Below are 21,686 nucleotides of genomic sequence, written 5' to 3'. Positions count from 1 at the left end.
TGCCTCGACGGCCGGCGGTGAGCCGTCACGCCGCGTGCCGTACGCCGGCGCTGCAGGACGCACGCTCGTACCGATGTAAGTGCAACCGGGTCGGATCGCTTACTAGTCGGCTCATGCGAGTTCTTGCAACGTCTCGCCGCGATTCTTCAACTCCAGTTAGTCCGGTGCCGCTACAGACCCCCGCGCGCGGCACGGGCGTACTGATCTGCCGCCGACCGAGCGCGTGGCGGCCGACTGTTCGCGGGTACCTGTGCCGGACTCCAGCTAGCCGACGAAAGGCCGGTAGCGCAGTGCCTCGTCGGTAACTTCATCAGCAGTCAACTCGGGTGTGCGCCAGAACAGAAGATCGCTCACCCTCGGGTACAGCAGCATCCCCTCCAGAGCGTTCAACAGCTCATCGGCAGCCTCATCAGGCAGCTTTGGCACCCTGAGGCGCGAGATGAGATCGCGCGCTCGCCGACGTTGCGCGTCGTCAAATGGTCGAGTTGGTGAGTGCCGGTCAAAGGGCATGTGGGCAAGGTAGCGGCAGAGATCGTCCGCGAACGTAATTGGTGTGGCTCGTCGGCATCCGGATCTGCCGCGATCCGACGGCTACGCCGCGTCACGTTGACCGGCCGGGTCGAGATCGATCCCACCGAGCGAGGTACACGGAGCGGCGGGTGCTAGTGGATGGTTCGCTGCTCCAAGTAGGGTCGCCGTCTAGCAAGTTGAGATGCCCGGACGTGGGAGCCACTACGATCCTGGACGTGACTGAGGCGTCGTATATAACTGCCACTCGAGCGGCCTACGACATCGTCGCTGTTGACTATGCCAGGCTCTTGAGCACTGAAAGTCCGGAGACACCGGTGGACCTTGCGATGATTGAAGCGTTCGCAAGTCTCGTGCGGTCGGCCGGTGCCGGACCGGTCGCGGACCTCGGCTGCGGCCCGGGCCGGATCACTGCACACCTGCACGCACTCGGGCTGCCTGCCTTCGGTATCGATCTGTCGCCGGCGATGGTGGCTACGGCCCGCAAGGCCTACCCTGACCTGCAATTCGACGTCGGTTCCATGACCGCCCTGAGCCTGGCGGACGACTCCGTCGCAGGCGTCGTCGCCTGGTATTCGATCATCCATACTCCGCCGGCGCTATTGCCGATGGTGTTCGCCGAGTTTCGGCGGGTACTAGCTCCCGGCGGTCACCTGCTGCTCGCGTTCCAGGTGGGCAACGAGCGGCTTCACATCGAGCACGGATACGGGCACAGCGTTTCGCTCGATGCCTATCGGCTCCTGCCTGACGACATCGCCGAGTTGTTGACCCAGGCTGGCCTGTTGGTCCAGGCCCGGATGATTCGGGAGCCGCAGGCGCGCGAGAAGGCCCGGCAGGCCTGCCTTCTCGGCCGCAAACCAGCTGTGCCGTAGCGCCGACCAAGGCGAGCACGGCCCGTGAATCGACTCGGCCTGGCTCAACGGCCGGAAGATGCGGAAATCCGTCGGGAAGCGCGACGGATTTGTTGTCCGGACACCGAGGTCGTGGGCGCCGGCTCGAGCGCATACAGACGCGAGCCGATGAGAGCGCGTGGCCAATCGCGGTTCCGATCGGGTGCCAAGAATCTGACAGCCACCATCGATACAGGCCATGATGCCGTAGATTTATGCCTGGAGGGCTCCCGCACGAAACTGCATGGAGGTCGCCTAGTGAATCTTGCAGCTCCAATCCTTGCACTCGCGGGTGTAATCGTGGGTGCCATTTTGTCTTTCCTGTTTACCTCGGTTGGCGAAAAGCGACGCGAGCAGTGGGCAGTTGGTCGGGAATGGCGGCAGAGAAGGCTCGACGCGTATGGTAAGTACGTTTCGGACATCAAACGGATGAGAGACTTGGCGCAGCGCATTGCCGCAGCCGTCGGACTTGATGATCAGGCGCCGCAGCTATCGAGGGATGCTGGCCTGGACTTGCTAACGGAAGCCAACATGGCACGCAGTAACTCCTTCGAGGCCATCAACCTGATCGCTGGCAACGAAGTGATCTTGGCAGGGCGTCAGCTCAACCTGGCGGTGTGGCGAATGGAGTGGTTTGCTCGTGGCTTTCTCGACGACTCGGATCGCGAAGGGTGGTCTTTAGCGTTTCGCGACTATTTCGAGGCGGTCAACAGTTTTCACGAGGCCGCTCGCATGGACCTTGGAATCGACGGCGGATTCTCGCCCAGGTCAGCGGAGGTGTCGCCACGCGTCCGATACGAATTGGACCGACAGAAACGGTCACTCAACGAAAATGAGTGATCCGTCGCGCCAATCGAACAAGGATACCGCTTCCGCCGCGAGGCTCTCCAGGGCGCACTGATTTGCTGCAGACAAGGCGCCGTGTGTTCTGCGCCCGTTACCGCGCGTGAGCGGTTAACTCGTCGACGACACAGGAGCCGGGCCCTCGCTGAGGGGCGGCGCGTCATGCTTGACTTCTTCCGGCCCTGGCAGGACGAATTCCCCGGGCGGGTGGTGTGGCCGCACGTCAGCATGGCCCCGGCGGAAGGGGCCGGCCGGTTACGAGTTGGTCGAGGCGTGATGCGCCACCCGGGCCGGTGGAGGTAGCGGCCCGGTCGTGGGGGAGGCGCGGAGCGAGTCGAGGATGAGGGCTGCGAACCGCCGGGCCGCCGCGGCCCGCAGGGTGGGCGGGCCCGGCGGCAGGCCGCGGCCTGCCATGATCATGAGGATGAGGTCGTCGACGACGGTGTCGGGGCGCAGGGCGCCCGCCTGTTGGGCGCGGCGCCACAGGCCGGTCAGCGCGCGCAGCATGCCCGAGCGGTGGGCGGCGAAGTCGACCGCGCCCGGGTACGACGAGACGAAGGCGTCGACGAAACCCTGGTTGGTCGCGTTCAGCTCGGTGATGTCGCGGACGATCGTGCTGAGGCCCCGCCATGGGTCGGGGTCGGCGCAGCCGTCGCGCACGATGCCGCTGCACGCGCGCAGCTCGTCGGTGAACGCGGCGTCGATCAGGGCCTGTTTCGTCGGGAAGCGGCGGTAGAGCGTGGCCGGCCCCACCTCGGCCCGGCGGGCGATCTCGCGCATCGGCACGCCGAGGCCCTGTTCGGAGAAGAGACGGCGCGCGGCCTCGAGCACCCGGTCGCGGTTGTCGCGGGCGTCCGAGCGCAGCATCTGAGGCAATTGGTCGTCCATGACCTCTCACTTTAGCGAAGTGGACGGGGGCGTCCGTTAACGTCGCCGGCATGAAGGCAATCAGCATCCAGACGTACGGCGACCCCAGCGGCATGAAGGTGATCGACGCGCCCGAGCCCGAGCCGGGGCCGGGTCAACTGCTCATCGCGACCGAGGCGATCGGGGTCGGCGGCGTCGACGCGGTCATCCGGCGCGGCACGATCGGCAGCCTTGGCTTTCCCGAGGGGCTCGTCCCGGGCAGCGAGGTCGCGGGGCGGGTCATCGCGGCGGGCGACCCGGCCGACGAGTCGTGGGTCGGGCGAACCGTGTGGGCGTTCACCGGTCGCGGCGGCGGTTACGCCGAGCGGGCGGTCGCCGGGCTCGACGACGTGACCCCGTTGCCCGAGGGGCTCACGCCGGTGGACGCGGTGACGATCGGCAGTTCCGGGCCGGTCGCGCACTTCGGCCTGGCCCACGCCCGCTTCGCCCGCGGTGAGTCGGTGCTGGTGCGGGGCGCGGCGGGCAGCATCGGCATCCTGGCTGTCCAACTGGCGGCGCTCGGCGGCGCGCGGCAGATCGCGGTGACGACGTCGTCGCCGGACCGCGGCAAACGGCTGCGGGAGCTGGGGGCCACGGTCGTGCTCGACCGTGCCGGCGAGGGCGACGTCAGCGACGGGTTCGACGTCATCCTCGACCTCGTGGGCGGGGCCGGGATGCCGTCGTTCCTCGAGCGGCTCGCCGACAACGGCCGCATGGTGTCGCTCGGCGTCGTCGGTGGCTTTCCGCCCGCGGACTTCGGCTCGGCGCTGCTGCGCTCGTTCCGGCGGTCCCTCTCGTACGGAACCCTGAGCCTCGACACTGTGCCTGTCGACCAGCGGAATCGCGTACGGGCGGAGAACCTGGCCGCTACCGCCCACGGGACACTGAAGGCGGTGGTGCACGACGTGCTCACCCTGGACGAGGCGGCCGACGCGCATCGGCGGATGGACGCCGGCGAGGTCTTCGGCCGCATCGTGCTGACCGTCGGCTGATCAGGCCTCGGTCGTCCGCAAGGCTCCTCGCCGCTGAGCGCGGATGCCGGCCAGCACCGTGCCCACCAGGATCACCGTGAGGAGGATGACCGACACCATGGGCGCCAGGAACTCCGGCAGGCCCAGCAACGCGACCAGCGGGATGACGACGACCGGCCACGGCCAGGCCGAGAGCCAGCGGCCCGAGGTGCCCATCATGACCATCGCCACGCCGGCCAGATAGAGGGCCGTCCCGCCGTGCAACGCCCAGCGGGCGGTGTCGCTCAGCTCGCCCGCCGGGTGCACGACGAACTGCTCGACGCCGACCGCCGCGACGGCCAGGCCGACGACCAGCGGCAGGTGGCCGTAGATGTAGGCGTCGGCGACACCGGTCTCCTGGTCGTCGTCGTCCTCGACGAGCTCCCGCTTGCCGGCCGCGCCACCGAGGTCGAAGTAGATCCACCAGAGCGCGGCCACGGCGGCGAACGCGATCGCGGCCGACACCACCGAGGCGGCGACCCAGTGCTGCTCGTGCACGCCGACCACGATCGACCGCACCGACTCGCCCAGCACCAGGATGACGAACAGCCCGAACCGATCGGGCAGATGGTCGAGGTGCAGCGGGGTCTTGTCGCCGAGCCGGGTGGCCAGGATGGGGGCGGCCGCCTCGACCAGGATGCCGGCGCCCCACAGCACGTACCGGGCCGTGCCGTGCACCGGGAGGGAAGCCGTCCAGAGCAGCGTCGCAGCCACGGCGCCGCCGATGTAGATGCCGATGGTGTGCCGCGCCTCGGGCACGTGGCGCCACGCCCGCACATAGAGCAGGAGCAGGATCACGCGGGTGGCCAGATAGCAGAGGGCGAACTGCGTGCCCTCGCTGCCGGTCGCGCCCAGCGCCGCGGCCGCCAGGCCGATGACCGAGCCCGTGGCGGCCAGTTTGGCCAGGCGGTAGAGCACGTCGTTGGTGTCGAACCGGTTGGCGTACAGGGTGATCGTCACCCACGACCACCACGTCACGATGATGAGCCCGACGAACGTGACGGCGCCGTTCAGATCCAGATGCTCGGCGAAACCGATGGCCAGCTGGTCGATGACCAGGACGTAGGCCAGGTCGAAGAAGAGCTCCAGCCGCGATGCGCCCCGATCCTCGGAGGTACGCAGGCGGGGTGGCCGGATGAGTGGGGCGGGCCGGTCGTCAGTGGTCACCGGCCCGCTGTTCCCGTTTACGCGACGGGCCACACCCCTGGCAGGAGTGTGGCCCGTCGGGGACTCAGGTCAGCGGCGGAAGATGATCGTGTTGTGCCCGCCGCGGTACCAACCGTAGTCGCCACCCCGGTAGCCGTTGTACCAACCGCCGTACCAGTTGTGGTTGTCCCAGTCGTCGTTCCAGTCGTCGACGCGCAGGACGTAGCCACGACGGTGGTGGCCGAAGCCGACCCGGTCGCAGTCGTAGTCGTCCCAGCGGTCCCGCCACTCGCCGAGCCGGCCGACCCGCTCGCAGGCGCTGCGCGTGCGGAAGTAGCCGACCACCTCGTCGTCGTCGTACCCGTAGTAACCGCCGGTGGCGGTCTGCGCGGCACCCTGCGCGGTGGCGGGGGCGGCCTGGGCCGGACCCGCACCGATCGCGACAGCGGTGCCGAGCCCGAGGCCGGCGACGGCGAGAAGCCGAGTAATGCGGTTCATAACAAACCCCTTTCGTCATGACGTCTTGCGAAATGAGTTGATCATCCCGGTCCGGGGGCCGATGGGTGTTTCGCTTTTTCGTAACCCGTTAGTGTCACGGTGGGTCGTCGAGAGGTGGGAAGATGCGGCTGCACGTGGGCTGTGCGATGTGGACACACAAGGCCTGGTCGGGTCGGGTCGCCGGGCCCGGGCAGCCGAAACTGCAGGCGTACGCGGGCTGGTGCAACGCCGTCGAGGGCAACACGACGTTCTATGCGACGCCGTCCCGTGACACGGTCGCCGGCTGGGCCGGCCAGACGCCGCCCGACTTCCGCTTCGTGCTCAAGCTCCCGCGGGTGGTCACCCACGACCAGCGACTCACCGGCGGCGACGAGGCTCTGCGGGCCTTCCTCGACGCCATCGAGCCGCTCGGCCCCCGCGTGCACGCGCTGTGGATCCAGCTGCCCGCCTCGTTCGGCCCCACCGACCTGCCGGCGCTGGCCGGCTTCCTGCGCCGCCGCCCCAAGGGCTACCGCTACGCGGTCGAGGTCCGTCACCCGTCCTTCGCCGAGGACCCGGCCCCGCTGGAGTCGATCCTGGCCGGAGCCGGCGCCGAACTGGTGCCGTTCGACACGAGCGTCATGTTCGCCACCCCGCCCACCAGCGACGCCGAGCGCGACGCCTGGGCCAAGAAACCCCGGCTTCCCGTACGCCCGCACGCGCTCACCGACCGACCGGTGATCCGCTACCTGGGCCGCGACGACCCGGCCCGCACCGTCGAGGGCTGGCAGCGCTGGCTGCCGGTGGTGGCCCGCTGGCTGCGCGAGGGCCGATCACCCACGGTCTTCATCCACACCCCCGACAACGCCGACGCCCCCGCGCTGGCGCGCCGCTTCCACACCGAGGTGGCCGCCCTTGTGCCCGGCCTGGACCCTTTGCCGGAACCGGAGCCGGTCGGCCCGCTGACGCTGTTCTGAGAGGTGCCGCTCCATTCGACATCACGCCGTTCGGCTTCCAGCTCGATAGGAGTCACACCGCTCGTTCTGGCAAGCCCTGCCGTGGACGCATACCTCCATCGGCGGCCAGTCCGGCCAGAAGCCGCAGGGCGTCCGCGGACGGGCTGCCCGGAGTCGCCGAAAGCACGAGCAACTCCATGCCCGATCCATCCGTCATAGCAAAGTTTTCCTGATGAAGCTCGATCTCTCCGACCAGCGGGTGCCGGAAGTCTTTGCGCCCGTGTGTTCGGGCGCGTACGTCCGCGCGGGCCCACAGGCGCCGAAAGCGCTCGCTTCCCATTGCCAGCTCTCCGATCAGCGCAGCCAGGCGCGGGTCCTCGGGGTACTTCCCGGTCGCCAGGCGCAGATGCCCGACCACGGCGAGGGTGCACTCGTCCCAGCCGGCGTACAGGCCGCGCTCCGTTTCCTCCAGGAAGATGTGCCGGGCCGTGTTCAGGCCTTTCATGGGGCGGCCGTACAGCAGCTCGGCGAGGCGATTACCGGCGGCTACGTTGAGGCGGTGGTCGACGAGGTACGCAGGAGCGTCGGTGATCAGATCCAAGATCCGCGGCGATTCCGGACGCAGCCGCCCGCTGGGCGACTTCGCACGTCGGCGTCTCTGCCGGGCCAGCCGGAACAAATGCCCGCGTTCGGTGTCATCGAGCCCGAGGACTCGCGCCAGCGCTTCGAGAACCTGTTCCGATGGCTGGGTGGCGCGCCCCTGCTCGAGGCGGACGTAGTAGTCGACGCTCACCCCGGACAGGTGCGCTATCTCTTCGCGGCGCAACCCGCGGACCCGACGGCGGCTCTCGACCGAGATGCCCGCCCCGGCCGGGTCGACCCGGGACCGGCGGGTGCGGAGGAAACCTGCGAGATCGTCCATCGGTCGAGTATTGCTCGGGCGTCGGCGGCGAAGGTGGTCTCGCCAATACCAGGAAGCCGTGTCCTAGGGAAGAAGCGTCCCTGAATGGCGGCCGCCTGTGTGTGGAGGCTGGGCGGTACCCGATTCGAAGGAGCCAGCATGAAGGCGCTGATCGTCTACGCCCACCCGGAGCCGAGATCACTCAACGGCTCGCTCAAGGACCTGGCGGTGATGACGCTGGAGAAGGCGGGGCATCAGGTACAGGTCAGTGACCTGTACGCGATGAATTGGAAGGCGGTCGCGGACGCCGCGGATTTTGGCCCGTCCGCCTCGAACCCGCTGAAGGTCGCCCCGAACTCCGGGCGCGCCTTCGACACCGGGACCCTCACTCCCGACATCGTCGCCGAGCAGCAGAAGCTCCTCTGGGCGGATGCGGTCGTCTTCCAGTTCCCGTTGTGGTGGTACACGATGCCGGCCATCCTCAAGGGCTGGGTCGACCGCGTCTTCACGGCACAGTTCGCGCACGGCATCGGTGAGTTCAGTGATGTCAGGTACGGCGACCGATTCGGCGAGGGAACCCTTGCCGGTCGACGAGCGCTACTTTCCGTGACTGTTGGCGGGCCGGAGTCGCACTACGCCGAGCGCGGGATCAACGGCCCGATCGACGACGTGCTGTTCCCCATGAACCACGGCATTCTGTACTTCCCGGGGATGGCGGTTTTGCCGCCGTTTGTGCTGTACAACGCGGACCGGACCACCGACGAGGACTTCGAGGACATCGCCAAGACCTGGGAGCAGCGGCTGCTGACCCTGGAGTCGACCGAGCCGATCGCCTTCCGGCGGCAGAACTTCGGTGACTACGAGATCCCGTCGTTGAACCTGAAGAAGGGACTGGAGCCCGCGGGTCGCACAGGTTTCGGGCTGCACGTTCGGCACTGAGGAACGTCTCGTGACGTTGGCAATTCCCACAATGGCGCCCAGCAGCACGTGCACTGGGACATCGATCCCGGCTCGTTCACTGCCGATAGCGGAGGTCCTCTTCATGTCATTGCTTCATCTCGATCCCGAGGGTCTTCATCCCCTCCCAGGCCTTCTCAGCCACGCCGTCGTTCTCCCGGAGGCCGGTCTCGTGTACCTGTCCGGGCAGGTCGCCATGAACAGCTCTGGAGATCTGGTCGGTGCGGGCGATCACGGACAGCAGGCCGAGCAGATCGTCCACAACATCGACACAGCGCTTGCCGCTGCGGGTACCAACCGGTCGCGCGTGGTGAAGGAAGTCATTTATATCGCCGACTACCGACTGGAAGTTGTAGCGCCGATCATAGCCGCCCTCCGGCAGGGGAGCACGACGCCGCCACCGGCGCAAACTATCGTGGGCGTCGCCGCCCTCTATGCGCCCGAGTTCCTCGTCGAAGTAGACATCGTCGCCGCCATCTGAGCCTCGATCGATCCACCGATGAAGGCGCAGTTAATGGGCTCGGGAAATAATAAGCGCCCTTTGCACCGCACAGTCGGATCGGGGCAGAGTCCGCATGATCGGATCGGGCCACGATGGTCGGGCGGTGGGGCGCCGGGGACCGGCAGAGTCGGTGGCGGAAGGGGGTCCGATGATCGCGGTGCTCAACCGGCTCGTCGACCTCGTCGAGCAGCACGTCGGCGAGGACGTGGACGTGGCCGCGGTGGCCCGGTCCGCGGGCAGCAGCGAGTACCACCTGCGGCGGATGTTCTCGTCGCTGGCCGGGATGCCGCTGTCGGAGTACGTGCGACGGCGGCGGATGACCGTGGCGGCGGCCGAGGTCGTCCGGGGCGAGGGCGACCTGCTCGGGATCGCGGTGCGGTACGGGTACGGGTCGGCCGAGGCCTTCGGGCGGGCGTTCAAGGCCGTGCACGGGGCCGGGCCGGGCGACGTGCGCCGGGACGGTGGACCCCTTCGGGCACAACCGCAGGTCAGGTTCCGCCTGACCGTCGAAGGGAGCGAACCGATGGACACCCGCATCGTCGAACGGCCGGAGTTCCGGCTGGTGGGACACGCGGCCCGAGTGCCGTTGATCTACGAGGGGATCAATCCGCACATCCAGGCGCACGTGGCGCGGCTGCCGGTCGAGGAGCACGCGCGGCTGAAGGAACTGGCCGACACCGAGCCGGCCGGGCTGCTGGCCGTCAGCGACTCCGAACCGGAGGCCGCGGAGGGCAGCGACCTGACCTACCTGCACGGCGTGGCCGTCACCGCGGACAGCCCGGTGTCGGCGGATCTCGACAGCATCCCGGTGGCGGCCGGCACGTGGGCTGTCTTCCGCAGCACCGGAAACTACCCGGACGCGTTGCAGAGGACGTGGGCCGCCACGGCCGCCGAGTGGTTCCCGTCGAACCCGTGGCGGCTGCGGCCGGGCCCGTCGATCGTGTCGGTGGTGGACCGGGCGGACGACTTCAGCACGGCGGTCACCGACCTGTGGCTGCCGATCGAGGCTCAGTAGATCAGGGTCTGGCGAGGGGAGCGGCCGTAGGCGGCACGGTAGTCGGCCGCGAACCGGCTCAGGCTGAGGTAGCCCCAGCGGCGGGCGATGGCGGCCACCGTGTCGCCGCGGGTCGGGTCGGCGTCCACCAGGTCGCGGTGGGCCCGGCTCAACCGCACTTTTCGCAGATAGGCCATCGGTGTGGTGTCCAGATGCCGCCGGAAGGCCGCCTGCAACCCGCGCGGGGATATCCGGGCGGCCTCGGCGATCCAGGCGGCCGTGATCGGTTCGCCGGCGTGCGACTCGATGTACGAGACGGCCCGGCGCACCGAGGCCGGCGCGGGCGGCCCGCCGGGGGGACGGCCGGGGGCCACCATCGCCGTGTTCGGGAAGACGATCAGGGCGGCCGCGGCGGCGAGGTCGGCGGCGGCCCTGATCGCCAGGGAACTCCCCACCGGCTCCGGCGGGCCGGTGAGAAAGCAGTGCAGGTACGCCATGGTGTCCCACCAGTAGCGGCCGAGTTCGGCCGAGACGGGCGCCGGCCCGTCGAACCGGAAGTCGTGCGGCGCGATGCCCGTCCGGGCGCCGGCCAGGTCGGCCGCCACGGCCGGGTCCAGGTTGATGCTGAACATGTCGAAGTCGCGGCAGTGGTTGGTCAACTGCCGTCCGAGCCGGTGCAACTGCACGTCGCCCGGCCCGGTGCGGCCCACGTCGCGCCCGTCGTGGGTGTCGACGTGGCCGCCGGCCAGGGCCACGAAGATCAGGCTGTCGAGCGGCTCGAACTGCACGGTCACGTCCATCGTGTACGTGACCCGGACCGCCCGGATCGGGCCGGCGTCCACGACCAGGTGCCGATAGCTGAACTCGTGCGCCGCCCGGTGGATCCGGAACGTGTACCCGGCGTAGATCCGTCGCAGGACGTCGTGCGCCGCTCCCACATCGCGGGTGGCGAACTCGAACCGGGAGACCGGGCCCGGAACTGGTTGCTGTAGCCGCATCGCGTCCCTTCTGACCGCAAACGGAAGTGACTACCCGGAAACCGTAACCCGGTCCGAGCGGACAGCGGTGACAACAGCATCAGAACGGGGGACAGCAGCATGCCGGCGGCAAAGGTGCAGCCGATGTCATCCGTTCGCCGGGAACCGTGGTCTTTCGGCGCCGAACCACCGGGCGAGGTGCTCGTTCAGGTCGATCTGGTGCTCGCCGAGCCAGGCCACATGGCCGTCGGGGCGCAGCAGGACGGACGGGGGCGTCGGGGGCCGGATCCGGAAGGCGATCGACACGGTCCGACCAGCCGCCTGTGGTCAGGTCGCCGGTCCGGTCCAGCAGCAACCCGCGGCCGCGGTGCAGCCGGGCGTACAGGGGGCCCTGTCCGGTGGTGATGGCGGGCAGGCGGCGGCCCAGCAGCTCGGGGCCCTCGCCGAAGTCGTAGCGGATGTCGATCGCGGTGATCTTTCCGAGCAGGTGGCGGTTGACCGCGTCGATGCCCCGAAGTCGGTTCCGGCGGGGGCGCGCAGCGAGCGCCGGAAGTCCTCGATGGTGGGCGGCTGCGCACGGTCGCCGACCTCCGCGGCCGGCACCACGACGCGATGGACGCCGGCGCCCGCGGGCCGGAAGCTGACACGCGAGCCGTGCCGAACCCGCGCGCCCAGCTCGACGGCGTGGTCCTCGAGCAGGCGGACGACGACCGGTTGCGGGATGCCGAGCAGATAGGCGTACGGGGTGTCGAGACCCTCGGGCGCGGGCCGGTCGATGGCGGCGAAGTAGGCGCCGGCCGGTCGCCGCCGTCCGTGTTCGAGCATGCGTTCCAGCAGCCCGCGCATGGCCATCAGCTCGATACTGCGGATGTGCAGCCCGACGGTGCGGGCGAACGACGCGGGCTCGGTCTCCTGTTCGAGAACAAGGACGCGTACGTCGTGCAGCCCCAGCTCGGCGGCCAGCATGGCGCCGGTCGGCCCGCAGCCGGCGATGATCACGTCGAAGTCGGTGTCGGTGTGCGCAGAACGCATGGTCTGGCCCCTCGGAGTGCCTTCGTGGCGAGGCGCTCCGGCGACAGCTACGTCAATCGCCCGCCGTGACAGCAAGGGGGAGCACCCACATCGATACAACGTTCACGGGGCTCACCTCCTCGGGCAGCGTGACAGTCGGCGAGAAAGCTACAAGACCGCAGATCGTCGCGTCCAGTCCGATCCGCCCGGGCGGTACGCGGACGGAACAAGGCGGGCCGGGGATGGCCCTACGGTGGTGGCACTGCGGCGGGAGGAGGGGTCGGGATGACCATCGGGGAGCGGATCAAGCGGCGGCGCCAGCTTCGGGGGTGGAGTGTCCGGCTCGCGGCGGATCGGGCGGGGATCTCGCACGCGTCGTGGAGCCGGATCGAGCGCGGGTTGCAGGCGGCGGACAACCGGTTCGTCCTGGGCGGCATCGCCGCGGCGCTGCAGTGTTCGATCGTCGAGCTGACCGGGGCGGTGATGCCGGCGGGGGACCGGCGGGCGGCCGCTGCCCAGCTGGGGGTGCACGCGATCCGGGTCGCCCTCGTGGAGATCGACCCCGATCAGGACGACACGGGGCCGGGCCGGCCGGTGGCCGAGCTGAACGAGGAGCTGGCGCTGGTGCGGCGGCTGCGGCACGAATGTGACTACGCGCGGGCGGTCGCTCTGATGCCGGGGCTGTTGCGGGATCTGCAGGCTGCCGGCCGCGGGCCCGAGCGGCGGGCCGCGTTGCGCATGTTGTGCGAGGCGAGCTTCCTGGCCTCGTCGCTGCTGCGGTCCCTGGGGCATCCCGCCGACGCCTGGCTGGGCGCCGAGAGATGCCGGGACGTGGCGGCCGAGACCGAGGATCCGGTGCTGCTCGGGCTGGCCGCCTTCGCCCGGGCGTGCGCGGCCAGTGCCTGCGGCTCCTACGATCGCGAGCTCGCTCTGGCCGAAGGCGGGATCGTCGCCCTGGACCCGCACGCAGGGGCGCCGGGCGTGCTCGAGATGCTCGGCGTGCTGCACCTGATCGGCGCGTCGGCCAGCCGGTCCGGCGGCAACGGGTCGTGGCTGACCGAGGCCGGGACCATCGCGCGGCGGACGGGGGAGACCACGACTTTCGCGCTGTACTTCGGGCCGGCCAACGTGAACCTGTGGCGGCTGGGCTTCGAGGCGGACGCGGGCGAGCCGGGCCGGGCGGTGGAGATCGCGACGACGGCCGACGTCAGCGCGGCCCGGGTCAACTCGCGGGTGGTCTTCTTCCACACGGATCTGGCCCGGGCGTACGCGGGGCTTCGCGGTCGCGACCAGGACGCGGTGAAGCATCTGCTGGCGGCCGAGCGGGTCGCGCCGCAGCACGTGCATTCGTCGCCGCTGGTGCAGGAGACGGCGCGGAGTCTGCTCGACCGCGTGCAACGCCGGTCCGGGGGCACCGCCCTGCGCGGGCTGTGCGAGCGGATGCGGGTCGCGGGCTGACAGACGGTGGCGGCACGGCCCTGCGCGGGCTGTGCGAGCGGATGCGGGTGGCCCGCTGACAGACTGCGGCGGGCCGCTCAGCGGGCCGGGGCGGGGTGTTTCTCCAGCGCGTCGCGCAGGTTGGTGGCGCGCAGGGCGGCGTTGATGCCCAGCCAGCGCAGCGGTTCCGGTTCCCAGCGGCGGGAGCGGTGGCCCACCCAGGGCAGGGCGGTCCGGCTCGACTCGGCGCCGGTGATGAGGTCGGCCAGGGTGCGGCCGGCCAGGTTGGCCGCGGCCACGCCGTCGCCCACGTAGCCGCCGGCCCAGGCGACGCCGTCGGCCAGGCCCACGCTGGGCATCCAGTCGCGGGGGATGCCGAGCGGGCCACCCCAGCGGTAGGCGATCTCGGGCCGGATGCCGAACATGTCGGTCAGGGTGTGGCGCAGGCTGTCGAAGACCTCGGGCACCTGGTCGTACGAGGGTTCGATGCGGGAGCCGAAGTGGTACGGGGCGCCGCGGCCGCCGAAGGCCAGGCGGTCGTCGGCGGTGCGCTGGCCGTAGATGATCATGTGGCGCTCGTCGGTGAAGGTCTCGCGGCGGGCCAGGCCGATGCGCTCCCAGTCGGCCGCGGGCAGTGGCTCGGTGGCGATCATCAGCGAGTAGACCGGGGCGAGGGCGCGGCGGTGGCCGGGCAACTGAGCCGTGTAGCCCTCCAGCGCCCGCACGACTGTGCCGGCGGTGACGGTGCCGTGGTCGGTCACGACCGTGCCACGGTTGAGTGACAGCACGCGGGTGCCCTCGAAGATGTCGACGCCGCGATTTTCCACCGCGGAGGCCAGACCGCGCACGAGCCGCGCGGGGTGCAGGGCCGCACAGTCCGGGCTGTAGACGCCGCCGAGCACGTCGGTGGCGTTGCAGATGGCCCGGGCGGCGTCCCTTTCCAGGAAGGCCGCCGACTTGCGCGCGCGGCGCAGCTGGGCGGGCGAGCGGGCCAGCGAGATGGTGCCACCCTTGGCGTAGTGGCAGTCGATGCCCTCGGCGGACGCGACCCGGCCCACCTCGTCGACCGCGTCCGCGAGCCCGGCGTGCATCGCCCGCGCACGGTCGGGACCGTACCGCCGGGCCAGTTTGGCCTCGCTGACCGGGAACAGGCCCGATGCCCAGCCGCCGTTCCGGCCGGAGGCGCCGAACCCGCAGTACGAAGCCTCGAGCACGACGATCGACAGTTCCGGCGCGAGGTGCGAGAGGTAGTAGGCCGTCCACAGTCCGGTGTAGCCACCCCCGGCGATCGCGACGTCGTACGACCGGTCGCCGGGCAGCGGCGGCCGGGGTGTCACGGGGTCGAGGGTGCTCAGCCAGAAGGACGGCGTCATCGGGTGCCCCACGCGTACGTCTGTTTGGCCAGCTTCAGGTACATGAAGGTCTCGCACGCGATGACGCCCTTGACCGCGCGCACCTTCTCGTTGAGCAGGTCGAGCAGGTGCTCGTCGTCGGTGCAGACGAGCTCGACCAGCAGGTCGAAGCCGCCGGCGCAGATCACCACGTAGTCGACCTCGGGGATTGCGGCGATCTCGTCGGCGATGGCCCGCAGGTCGCCGTTCACCTTGAGGCCGACCATCGCCTGCCGGGCGAAGCCGAGGGTGAGCGGGTCGGTCACCGCCACGATCTGCATGAGGCCGCCGTCGAGCAGGCGCTGCACGCGCTGGCGCACGGCTGCCTCGGAGAGCCCGATCGTCTTCGCCAGCGTCGCGTACGACATCCGCCCGTCGCGCTGCAGGTGCTCGATGATCTGCTTGTTGATGTCGTCCAGTGCCAGGTCCGCCGTCACGCCGCGATTCTTCCTTTCACGCTCCTGGACGGCAATGGAATCACTCGTCCGGTTCGCGCTGATCAAGGGAATCCGTTCCGGTGGCGGCGACCCGGGCCGGGCCGCGTAGATGCGTTTATCGCAGAGTTGATCGCTCTTGACAAGCTTTTCCGTGGCATCGAGGCTCGTGGGGCACGGTTTCAGTGATCCACCATCCTAAATGCCCGAAAGGTACGGTCATCATGCGCATCCTCGCCGTCGGAGCGGGTGGTGTCGGATCCGCCGCCGCTGCCATCGCGGCCCGTCGCACCTTCTTCGATCTGTTCGTGATCGCCGACTACGACTTGGCCCGCGCCGAGAAGGCGGCCGGCGACGACCCCCGCTTCGTCGCCGCGAAGATCGACGCGTCGTCCGCGGAGGCGGTGGCCGAGCTCTGCCGGGAGCACGGCATCACGCACGTCTTCAACGCCGTCGACCCGCGCTTCGTCATGCCGGTCTTCGAGGGGGCTGCCGCGGCCGGCGCCCACTACCTCGACATGGCCATGTCGTTGTCGCACCCCCACCCGACCGACCCCTACCGGCAGACCGGCGTGAAGCTGGGCGACGAGCAGTTCGCGGCCGCGCCCGCCTGGGAGCGGGACGGGCGGCTGGCGCTGGTCGGCATCGGTGTCGAACCGGGGCTGTCCGACATCTTCGCCAAGTACGCCGCCGAGCACCTGTTCGACCGGATCGACGAGATCGGCGTGCGCGACGGGGCGAACCTGGTGGTCGAGGGCTACGACTTCGCGCCGTCGTTCTCGGTGTGGACGACCATCGAGGAGTGCCTGAACCCGCCGGTCATCTTCTCCCAGGAGCGCGGCTGGTACACGACCGAGCCGTTCGCCGAACCCGAGATCTTCGACTTCCCCGGCGGCATCGGCCCGGTCGAGTGCGTCCACGTCGAACACGAGGAGGTGCTGCTGATCCCGCGCTGGGTCGAGGCCGGCAAGGTCACCTTCAAGTACGGCCTGGGCGCCGAGTTCATCGACGTGCTGAAGACACTGCGCAGGCTCGGCCTCGACAGGACGGAACCCGTACGCGTCAAGGGCGTCGAGGTCTCGCCCCGGGACGTCGTGGCGGCGGTGCTGCCCGACCCGGCCACCCTGGGCGACCGGATGACCGGCAAGACCTGCGCCGGCACGTGGGTGAAGGGCGCCGGCAAGGACGGCAACCCGCGCGAGGTCTACCTGTACCACCTGGTCGACAACGAGTGGTCGATGCGCGAGTACGGGGCCCAGGCCGTGGTCTGGCAGACGGCCGTGAACCCGGTCGTCGCCCTCGAGCTGCTCGCCACCGGCGTCTGGGCGGGCGCCGGCGTGCTGGGACCCGAGGCCTTCGATCCCGTCCCGTTCCTCGACCTGCTCACGGCGTACGGAAGCCCCTGGGAACTGCAGGAGCGGTGAAAGACATGGGGGCGGCCCGCCAGCCGCCCCCATGTGCCTGTGGGCTCAGCCGAGACTGTGCATGACGTGCTTGAGCCGGGTGTAGTCCTCGAGGCCGTAGACCGACAGGTCCTTGCCGTGGCCGGAGTGCTTGAAGCCGCCGTGCGGCATCTCGGCCACCAGCGGGATGTGGCAGTTGACCCACACACAGCCGAAATCGAGCCGCTGGGTCATGCGCATCGCGCGGCCGTGGTCCTTCGTCCACACCGAGGAGGCCAGGCCGTACTCGACGCCGTTGGCCCAGGCGACCGCCTCGTCCTCGTCGCTGAACTGCTGGACGGTGATGACCGGGCCGAAGATCTCGTCCTGAACGGCCTCGTCGGTCTGCTTCAGGCCGGAGACCACGGTGGGGGAGTAGAAGTAGCCCCGGTCGCCCACGCGCGAACCGCCGGCGCCCAGCACCGCGTGATCGGGCAGACGGTCGACGAAGCCGGCCACCCGCTCGAGCTGGCGCGCGTTGTTGAGCGGGCCGTAGAGCACGTCCTCGTCGTCGGCCGCGCCGGTCTTGGTGCCCTGGGCGGCCTCGCTGAGCGCCGCCACGAAGTCGGAGTAGACCCGCGGCGAGGCGAGCACGCGGGTGGCCGCGGTGCAGTCCTGGCCGGCGTTGAAGTAGCCCGCCTCGGCGATCGACGCGGCGGCGGCCGCGATGTCGGCGTCGTCGAACACCACGACCGGGGCCTTGCCGCCCAGTTCGAGGTGGGTGCGCTTGAGGTCGGCCGAGGCGGCCGAGGCGACCTCCATGCCGGCGCGGACCGAGCCGGTGATCGACACCATCTGCGGGGTCTTGTGGGTGACCAGCTCGCGGCCGGTGTCGCGGTCGCCGACGATCACGTTGAAGACGCCCGCGGGCAGGAACTCGGCGGCGATCTCGGCCAGCATGACCGACGTGACCGGGGTGGTGTCGGACGGCTTGAGGACGACCGTGTTGCCGGCGGCGAGCGCGGGCGCGATCTTCCACACGGCCATCATCAGCGGGTAGTTCCACGGTGTGACCTGCGCGCAGACGCCGATCGGCTCGCGCCGCACGTAGCTCTCGAAGCCCTGCATGTACTGACCGGCCGAGCGGCCCTCGAGCAGCCGGGCGGCCCCCGCGAAGAAGCGGATCTGGTCGATCGCCGGCGGCAGCTCCTCGCTGGCGGTCAGGCCCAGCGGCTTGCCGGTGTTCTGCGACTCGGCCTTGACCAGCTCGTCGGCCCGCGCCTCGACCGCGTCGGCGAACTTCAGCAGCGCCTGCTGCCGCTCGCTCGGCGTGGTGTTGCGCCAGCCCTCGAACGCCGTGGAGGCCGCTTGCATCGCCTTGTCGACGTCCGGCCGGCCGGAAACCGGGGCGGACGCGAACACCTCGCCGGTGGCCGGGTCGATCAGGTCCTCGTATCGGCCCTCGGCGGGCGCGGCCGGGGCGCCGCCGATGAAGTTGTGCAGCACGGTCTTGGCGGTCACGCGATCTCCAGACGCAGGATCTCCATTGTTTGGCAGCCATCCTCCCACTGATTCCGTAGCTGACAAGAGGGCTGAGCGACGACTTCCGTTTTCCGGCTCAGGCCCGCCCCGGTGCGGCCGAATCGGAGGGAGTGGGGCCGACAGCGGGCACGACCGGTGCGGACGGCCGGCTGAGCGACGCCGTCCGGTTGAGTCGCCTGCGCGATACCGGCATGCTCGGGCACCCGCCCTACCCGTCGCTGGACCGGCTGGCCCACGCCGCCGCGCACCAACTGCGGGCCGCCCGGGCTGTCGTCTCGCTCGTCGGCGCGGACGACCGTACGGTGGCCGGGCAGTCCGGCCCGCCGCCCGAGCACACGTTCTGCCGGCTGGTGGTCGACTCCGACGCGCCCCTGCTGGTGTGCGACGCGCGGACCGACGAGCGCGTCGCCGGGCACCCGGCCGTCGCCGGCGGCATCATCGCGTACGCCGGGTTCCCCGTCCGCAGCCCCGACGGCTACCCGCTGGGCGCGTTCGGCGTGCTCGACAACCGGCCCCGCGACTGGGAACCGCGCGAGCTGCTGCTCATCGAGGACCTGGCGGCCGCGGCCGAGAGCGAGATCGCGCTGCGGGCGAGCGAACACGAGCAGGCCGCCACCGTGCGCCGGCTGCGGGGGATGCTCGACAACGCGCCCGACGCGCACGTCGCGGTCGACGCCTACGGGGTGGTGACGGGCTGGAACGCGGCGGCCGAGCGCCTCTTCGGTTACCCCGCGGGCGAGGCCGAGGGCCGGCCGGTGGCCGACCTCATCATTCCGGACCGGTTCGCTTCCGCGCACGCCGCCGGGCTGGCCCGGATGCACAGCGGCGGCATGTCGACGCTGGTCGGCAAGCGGGTGGAGCTGTGTGCCCGCAAGCGCGACGGCGCCGAGTTCCCGATCGAGATGAGCCTGCTGCAGCACGACGGCGGCTTCCACGCCTTCCTGCACGACATCAGCGACCGGCGGACCGGGCAACGCCAGCTCGAACACGAGCGCGCCTTCCTGCAGGCCCTTCTGGACAGCCTGGACACCGGGGTCGGCGCCTGTGACGAGGACGGGCGGCTGACCCTCTTCAACCAGGCGTTGCGCGACATCCACGGCTGCTCGGCCCGGGAGCTGCCGCCGGACGACTGGCCCCGCGCCTACGACCTCTACCACCCCGACGGGCGTACGCCGCTCCGGCCGGACGAGGTCCCGCTGGCCAGGGCGTACGCAGGCGAAAGGGTCGACCACGCCGAACTGATGATCGCCCCGCCCGGCCAATCGGCCCGCCGCTTCACCGTGAACGCGCGCCCGCTGGAGACGCCCGACGGCCACCGCCTCGGCGCGGTGGTCGCCATGCACGACATCACCGAGCAGCGGCAGGCCGAGGTGTTCCGCGAGGTGCTCCTGGCCGTTGCCCGCGGGCTGGCCGACGCGCACAGCGCCGGTGAGGCGGCCGACTGCACGGTGGCCGCCGTGTGCGCCGGGCTGGAATGGGCCCTGGGCGAGTTCTGGCAGGTCAACGGCGATCGAATCGACCGCGTGGGTTCCTGGGCGGCGCCCGGGCACGCCGTCCCGGACCGGCCGGCGCACGTGCGGTGGGGCGAGGGGCTGGCCGGGCACATCTGGGCCGGCGACAGCGAGCTGTGGCTGCCGGAAGTGCTCGACGATCCCCGTACGGTGTTACGCGCGGCCCAGGTGCGGGCGGCCGGCCTGCACAGCGCGATCGGGGTGCCGGTGCGCTCCGACGACCGGGTGCTCGGCGTGCTGCTGTTCTTCACCGCCGTACCCCAGGAACCCGACCCCGACGTGCTCGACCTGCTCGACGGCGTCTGCGCCCACCTGGGCCGGCACATGGAACGCCGCCGCGCCGAGGACCTGGCGCTGGAGCTCGCGCGGGTCAAGGACGAGCTGGTCGGCATGGTCAGCCACGAGCTGCGCAACCCGCTCAGCGCGATCCGCAGCTACAGCGAGACGCTGCTGGACGACCCGCAGCTCTCCGACGAGCAGCGGAACCTGGCCGAGGTGATCGACCGCCGGTCCACCCACATGCAGCACCTCGTGGACGACCTGCTCGACCTGGCCCGCCTGGAGGCCGGTCAGCTGCACATCGACCCGCAGCCGCTCTCGGCCGCCCGCCTGATCCGCGAGACCCTGCAGGCCCAGGAGCCGGCCGCGCAGGCCAAGGGCCTGACCGTCACCGCGGGCGTGCCGCGCCACCTGCCCGTGCTGGCCGACCCGGTCCGGCTGCGCCAGGTGCTCGACAACCTGGTGAGCAACGCCGTGAAGTACACGCCCGACGGCGGCGCCGTCACGGTCACGGCCCGGCTGGCCGGCGACGTCGTCATCGAGGTGGCCGACACCGGCATCGGCGTGCCCGCCGACGAGTACGACCGGCTGTTCGAGCGCTTCTTCCGCGCCAGCAACGCCGTCCGCCAGGGCACCAAGGGCACCGGCCTGGGCCTGGCCATCACCAAGGCCATCGTGGACGCCCACGGCGGCCGCATCACCGCTGCCCCGGCCGCCGGCGCCGACGCGGGCAGCGTCTTCACCGTCGTCCTCCCCGCATCCCACGACTGACCATGATCGTTGGTTCCGATGGATCCCCGCAGCCCAGGAGTCGCACAATGAACGCACTGCTCCGCCTCGCCACCGCCGGCGCGACCCTCGTGGCCACCGTCGCCGCGGCCGCCCCGGCCTCGGCCGCGGTGACCTACGACTCGCGGACGATGAAGGGCTACGTGGCGCGGGCCGACCTGCAGAAGGCGTTCGGGTGGAGCGACTCCAAGCTGTCGGCCCAGGCGTCGACCCTGGTCTTCAACCACGACTTCTGGACCAACGACACCTACACCGTCGCCTGCGGCGGGCAACCCTTCCCGGTGACGCACTACCGCGAGTTCGGCCGCTACGAGCTGCGCAACGCCGCGGTGCTCGACAAGGGCCGCGGCACAGCCAAGGGCTACCGCGGCAAGCTGGTCGGCTTCTGGATCACCGGCGCCAGCTTCGGCATCTCGGGCACCACGGTCCCGCCCGACGCCGGCCAGCCCTGCCCCGACGCCACCAAGGGCAGAACCATCACGTCCTCCCGCCGGGTGTCGTCGGTCAAGGGCTGGGCCCTCTCGGTCAGCGCGGGCGAGGAGAGCCGCCGCCTGGTGACGAAGGAGACGCCGGCCTGAGGGGTCCAGAGGTCGATCATGCGGCGGATCCCGGCCACCTCGGTGTGCCCGTCGTCGTCGAGCCGGCACCGGCTCAGCCGTTCCAGGTTGGTCAGTCCGTCGGCCGCGTCGTCGGCGGTCGTCACCCGGCCGCGTCGTGCCGACACCATGGTCAGTGCGGGCGCTGACCGGAAGAGACCGACGGGGATGCCGTCCGGGTCCCCCGGCCGGCGGCCACAGGTCTTGAAGGCCGGTCGGATCGCCGA

General features: G+C 70.4%; 20 protein-coding genes and 1 pseudogene. 11 read left to right on the top strand and 10 right to left on the bottom strand.

The window, feature by feature from the left end; genetic code table 11:
- Window positions 1-264: 264 nt before the first annotated feature.
- The gene (locus KXC43_RS20225) at window positions 265-510 is read right to left on the bottom strand and encodes an e9imm peptide (protein WP_221377647.1); all 246 of its coding nucleotides are present in this window, start codon (window positions 508-510) and stop codon (window positions 265-267) included.
- A gap of 236 nt (window positions 511-746) precedes the next feature.
- On the opposite strand from KXC43_RS20225, the gene KXC43_RS20220 reads away from it, so the two are divergent.
- Window positions 747-1,400 (top strand): class I SAM-dependent methyltransferase, encoded by a 654-nt coding sequence (locus KXC43_RS20220; protein WP_221377646.1) that lies wholly within the window; start codon window positions 747-749, stop codon window positions 1,398-1,400.
- A 318-nt stretch (window positions 1,401-1,718) separates the two neighbouring features.
- Entirely contained in the window at window positions 1,719-2,258 is a 540-nt protein-coding gene (locus KXC43_RS20215) for a hypothetical protein (RefSeq protein ID WP_221377645.1), read from the top strand.
- A gap of 258 nt (window positions 2,259-2,516) precedes the next feature.
- Here the strand turns inward: KXC43_RS20215 and KXC43_RS20210 are convergent, their stop codons facing one another.
- A complete protein-coding gene (locus KXC43_RS20210) occupies window positions 2,517-3,149 on the bottom strand; it encodes a TetR/AcrR family transcriptional regulator (protein WP_255644405.1) in 633 nt (210 codons plus the stop codon).
- A gap of 50 nt (window positions 3,150-3,199) precedes the next feature.
- Between KXC43_RS20210 and KXC43_RS20205 the strand changes: the two genes are divergently transcribed.
- The gene (locus KXC43_RS20205; RefSeq protein ID WP_221377644.1) at window positions 3,200-4,159 is read left to right on the top strand and encodes a zinc-binding dehydrogenase; all 960 of its coding nucleotides are present in this window, start codon (window positions 3,200-3,202) and stop codon (window positions 4,157-4,159) included.
- Here the strand turns inward: KXC43_RS20205 and KXC43_RS20200 are convergent, their stop codons facing one another.
- Together KXC43_RS20200 and KXC43_RS20195 are read right to left on the bottom strand one after the other, a co-directional pair.
- A complete protein-coding gene (locus tag KXC43_RS20200; RefSeq protein ID WP_221377643.1) occupies window positions 4,160-5,344 on the bottom strand; it encodes a low temperature requirement protein A in 1,185 nt (394 codons plus the stop codon).
- Between the two features lie 69 nt (window positions 5,345-5,413).
- On the bottom strand, window positions 5,414-5,821 hold the full coding sequence (locus KXC43_RS20195) for a hypothetical protein (RefSeq protein WP_221377642.1): 408 nt from the start codon (window positions 5,819-5,821) through the stop codon (window positions 5,414-5,416).
- A 122-nt stretch (window positions 5,822-5,943) separates the two neighbouring features.
- Between KXC43_RS20195 and KXC43_RS20190 the strand changes: the two genes are divergently transcribed.
- Complete coding sequence (locus KXC43_RS20190) at window positions 5,944-6,777, top strand: DUF72 domain-containing protein (protein WP_498370565.1); 834 nt, start codon at window positions 5,944-5,946, stop codon at window positions 6,775-6,777.
- 52 nt (window positions 6,778-6,829) lie between these two features.
- Here KXC43_RS20190 and KXC43_RS20185 read toward each other — a convergent pair whose 3' ends face one another.
- A complete protein-coding gene (locus tag KXC43_RS20185) occupies window positions 6,830-7,678 on the bottom strand; it encodes a helix-turn-helix transcriptional regulator (RefSeq protein WP_221377641.1) in 849 nt (282 codons plus the stop codon).
- A 138-nt stretch (window positions 7,679-7,816) separates the two neighbouring features.
- Here KXC43_RS20185 and KXC43_RS20180 point away from each other — a divergent pair, with 138 nt between their 5' ends.
- The 3 genes from KXC43_RS20180 (at window position 7,817) to KXC43_RS20170 (ending at window position 10,131) form a co-directional block, all read left to right on the top strand.
- Window positions 7,817-8,596, top strand: a complete 780-nt coding sequence (locus tag KXC43_RS20180; RefSeq protein ID WP_221377640.1) for an NAD(P)H-dependent oxidoreductase — start codon at window positions 7,817-7,819, stop codon at window positions 8,594-8,596.
- A 103-nt stretch (window positions 8,597-8,699) separates the two neighbouring features.
- The gene (locus KXC43_RS20175) at window positions 8,700-9,095 is read left to right on the top strand and encodes a RidA family protein (RefSeq protein ID WP_221377639.1); all 396 of its coding nucleotides are present in this window, start codon (window positions 8,700-8,702) and stop codon (window positions 9,093-9,095) included.
- 169 nt (window positions 9,096-9,264) lie between these two features.
- Complete coding sequence (locus tag KXC43_RS20170) at window positions 9,265-10,131, top strand: AraC family transcriptional regulator (protein ID WP_221377638.1); 867 nt, start codon at window positions 9,265-9,267, stop codon at window positions 10,129-10,131.
- On the opposite strand, the gene KXC43_RS20165 is transcribed toward KXC43_RS20170, so the two are convergent.
- Entirely contained in the window at window positions 10,125-11,108 is a 984-nt protein-coding gene (locus tag KXC43_RS20165; RefSeq protein WP_221377637.1) for an AraC family transcriptional regulator, read from the bottom strand. The genes KXC43_RS20170 and KXC43_RS20165 overlap by 7 nt on opposite strands.
- A 126-nt stretch (window positions 11,109-11,234) precedes the next feature.
- A pseudogene (locus KXC43_RS20160) lies at window positions 11,235-12,119 on the bottom strand (FAD-dependent monooxygenase).
- 264 nt (window positions 12,120-12,383) lie between these two features.
- Here KXC43_RS20160 and KXC43_RS20155 point away from each other — a divergent pair.
- Complete coding sequence (locus tag KXC43_RS20155; protein WP_221377636.1) at window positions 12,384-13,556, top strand: helix-turn-helix domain-containing protein; 1,173 nt, start codon at window positions 12,384-12,386, stop codon at window positions 13,554-13,556.
- 77 nt (window positions 13,557-13,633) lie between these two features.
- Here KXC43_RS20155 and KXC43_RS20150 read toward each other — a convergent pair whose 3' ends face one another.
- Window positions 13,634-14,908, bottom strand: coding sequence for an NAD(P)/FAD-dependent oxidoreductase (locus tag KXC43_RS20150; protein ID WP_221377635.1), 1,275 nt, complete (start codon window positions 14,906-14,908; stop codon window positions 13,634-13,636).
- Window positions 14,905-15,363 (bottom strand): Lrp/AsnC family transcriptional regulator, encoded by a 459-nt coding sequence (locus tag KXC43_RS20145; protein WP_221377634.1) that lies wholly within the window; start codon window positions 15,361-15,363, stop codon window positions 14,905-14,907. Before KXC43_RS20145 ends, KXC43_RS20150 begins: the two co-directional genes overlap by 4 nt.
- Before the next feature lie 221 nt (window positions 15,364-15,584).
- Here KXC43_RS20145 and KXC43_RS20140 point away from each other — a divergent pair, with 221 nt between their 5' ends.
- On the top strand, window positions 15,585-16,784 hold the full coding sequence (locus KXC43_RS20140; protein WP_221377633.1) for a saccharopine dehydrogenase family protein: 1,200 nt from the start codon (window positions 15,585-15,587) through the stop codon (window positions 16,782-16,784).
- A 45-nt stretch (window positions 16,785-16,829) separates the two neighbouring features.
- On the opposite strand, the gene KXC43_RS20135 is transcribed toward KXC43_RS20140, so the two are convergent.
- Window positions 16,830-18,263, bottom strand: a complete 1,434-nt coding sequence (locus KXC43_RS20135) for a gamma-aminobutyraldehyde dehydrogenase (protein ID WP_221377632.1) — start codon at window positions 18,261-18,263, stop codon at window positions 16,830-16,832.
- A 131-nt stretch (window positions 18,264-18,394) separates the two neighbouring features.
- Between KXC43_RS20135 and KXC43_RS20130 the strand changes: the two genes are divergently transcribed.
- On the top strand, window positions 18,395-20,845 hold the full coding sequence (locus KXC43_RS20130) for a PAS domain-containing sensor histidine kinase (protein ID WP_221377631.1): 2,451 nt from the start codon (window positions 18,395-18,397) through the stop codon (window positions 20,843-20,845).
- 47 nt (window positions 20,846-20,892) lie between these two features.
- Window positions 20,893-21,441 carry a hypothetical protein gene (locus KXC43_RS20125; protein WP_221377630.1) on the top strand — a complete coding sequence of 183 codons (549 nt, stop codon included), beginning with the start codon at window positions 20,893-20,895 and terminating at the stop codon, window positions 21,439-21,441.
- Window positions 21,442-21,686: the final 245 nt, after the last annotated feature.

Origin of the sequence: Paractinoplanes polyasparticus (genome assembly GCF_019710575.1) — a bacterium.
Taxonomy (GTDB): Bacteria; Actinomycetota; Actinomycetes; order Mycobacteriales; family Micromonosporaceae; genus Actinoplanes; species Actinoplanes polyasparticus.
The sequence above is the reverse complement of the archived record's forward strand: the minus strand, read 5'-3'. Positions and strand labels throughout refer to the sequence as shown.

Excerpts from the sequence above, each read along its gene's own strand:
- KXC43_RS20225 (WP_221377647.1), bottom strand. The coding sequence starts at position 510 with ATGCCCTTTGACCGGCACTCACCAACTCGACCATTTGACGACGCGCAA.
- KXC43_RS20210 (WP_255644405.1), bottom strand. The coding sequence starts at position 3,149 with ATGGACGACCAATTGCCTCAGATGCTGCGCTCGGACGCCCGCGACAAC.
- KXC43_RS20205 (WP_221377644.1), top strand. The coding sequence starts at position 3,200 with ATGAAGGCAATCAGCATCCAGACGTACGGCGACCCCAGCGGCATGAAG.
- KXC43_RS20195 (WP_221377642.1), bottom strand. The coding sequence starts at position 5,821 with ATGAACCGCATTACTCGGCTTCTCGCCGTCGCCGGCCTCGGGCTCGGC.
- KXC43_RS20190 (WP_498370565.1), top strand. The coding sequence starts at position 5,944 with ATGCGGCTGCACGTGGGCTGTGCGATGTGGACACACAAGGCCTGGTCG.
- KXC43_RS20185 (WP_221377641.1), bottom strand. The coding sequence starts at position 7,678 with ATGGACGATCTCGCAGGTTTCCTCCGCACCCGCCGGTCCCGGGTCGAC.
- KXC43_RS20180 (WP_221377640.1), top strand. The coding sequence starts at position 7,817 with ATGAAGGCGCTGATCGTCTACGCCCACCCGGAGCCGAGATCACTCAAC.
- KXC43_RS20175 (WP_221377639.1), top strand. The coding sequence starts at position 8,700 with ATGTCATTGCTTCATCTCGATCCCGAGGGTCTTCATCCCCTCCCAGGC.
- KXC43_RS20170 (WP_221377638.1), top strand. The coding sequence starts at position 9,265 with ATGATCGCGGTGCTCAACCGGCTCGTCGACCTCGTCGAGCAGCACGTC.
- KXC43_RS20165 (WP_221377637.1), bottom strand. The coding sequence starts at position 11,108 with ATGCGGCTACAGCAACCAGTTCCGGGCCCGGTCTCCCGGTTCGAGTTC.
- KXC43_RS20155 (WP_221377636.1), top strand. The coding sequence starts at position 12,384 with ATGACCATCGGGGAGCGGATCAAGCGGCGGCGCCAGCTTCGGGGGTGG.
- KXC43_RS20150 (WP_221377635.1), bottom strand. The coding sequence starts at position 14,908 with ATGACGCCGTCCTTCTGGCTGAGCACCCTCGACCCCGTGACACCCCGG.
- KXC43_RS20140 (WP_221377633.1), top strand. The coding sequence starts at position 15,585 with ATGCGCATCCTCGCCGTCGGAGCGGGTGGTGTCGGATCCGCCGCCGCT.
- KXC43_RS20125 (WP_221377630.1), top strand. The coding sequence starts at position 20,893 with ATGAACGCACTGCTCCGCCTCGCCACCGCCGGCGCGACCCTCGTGGCC.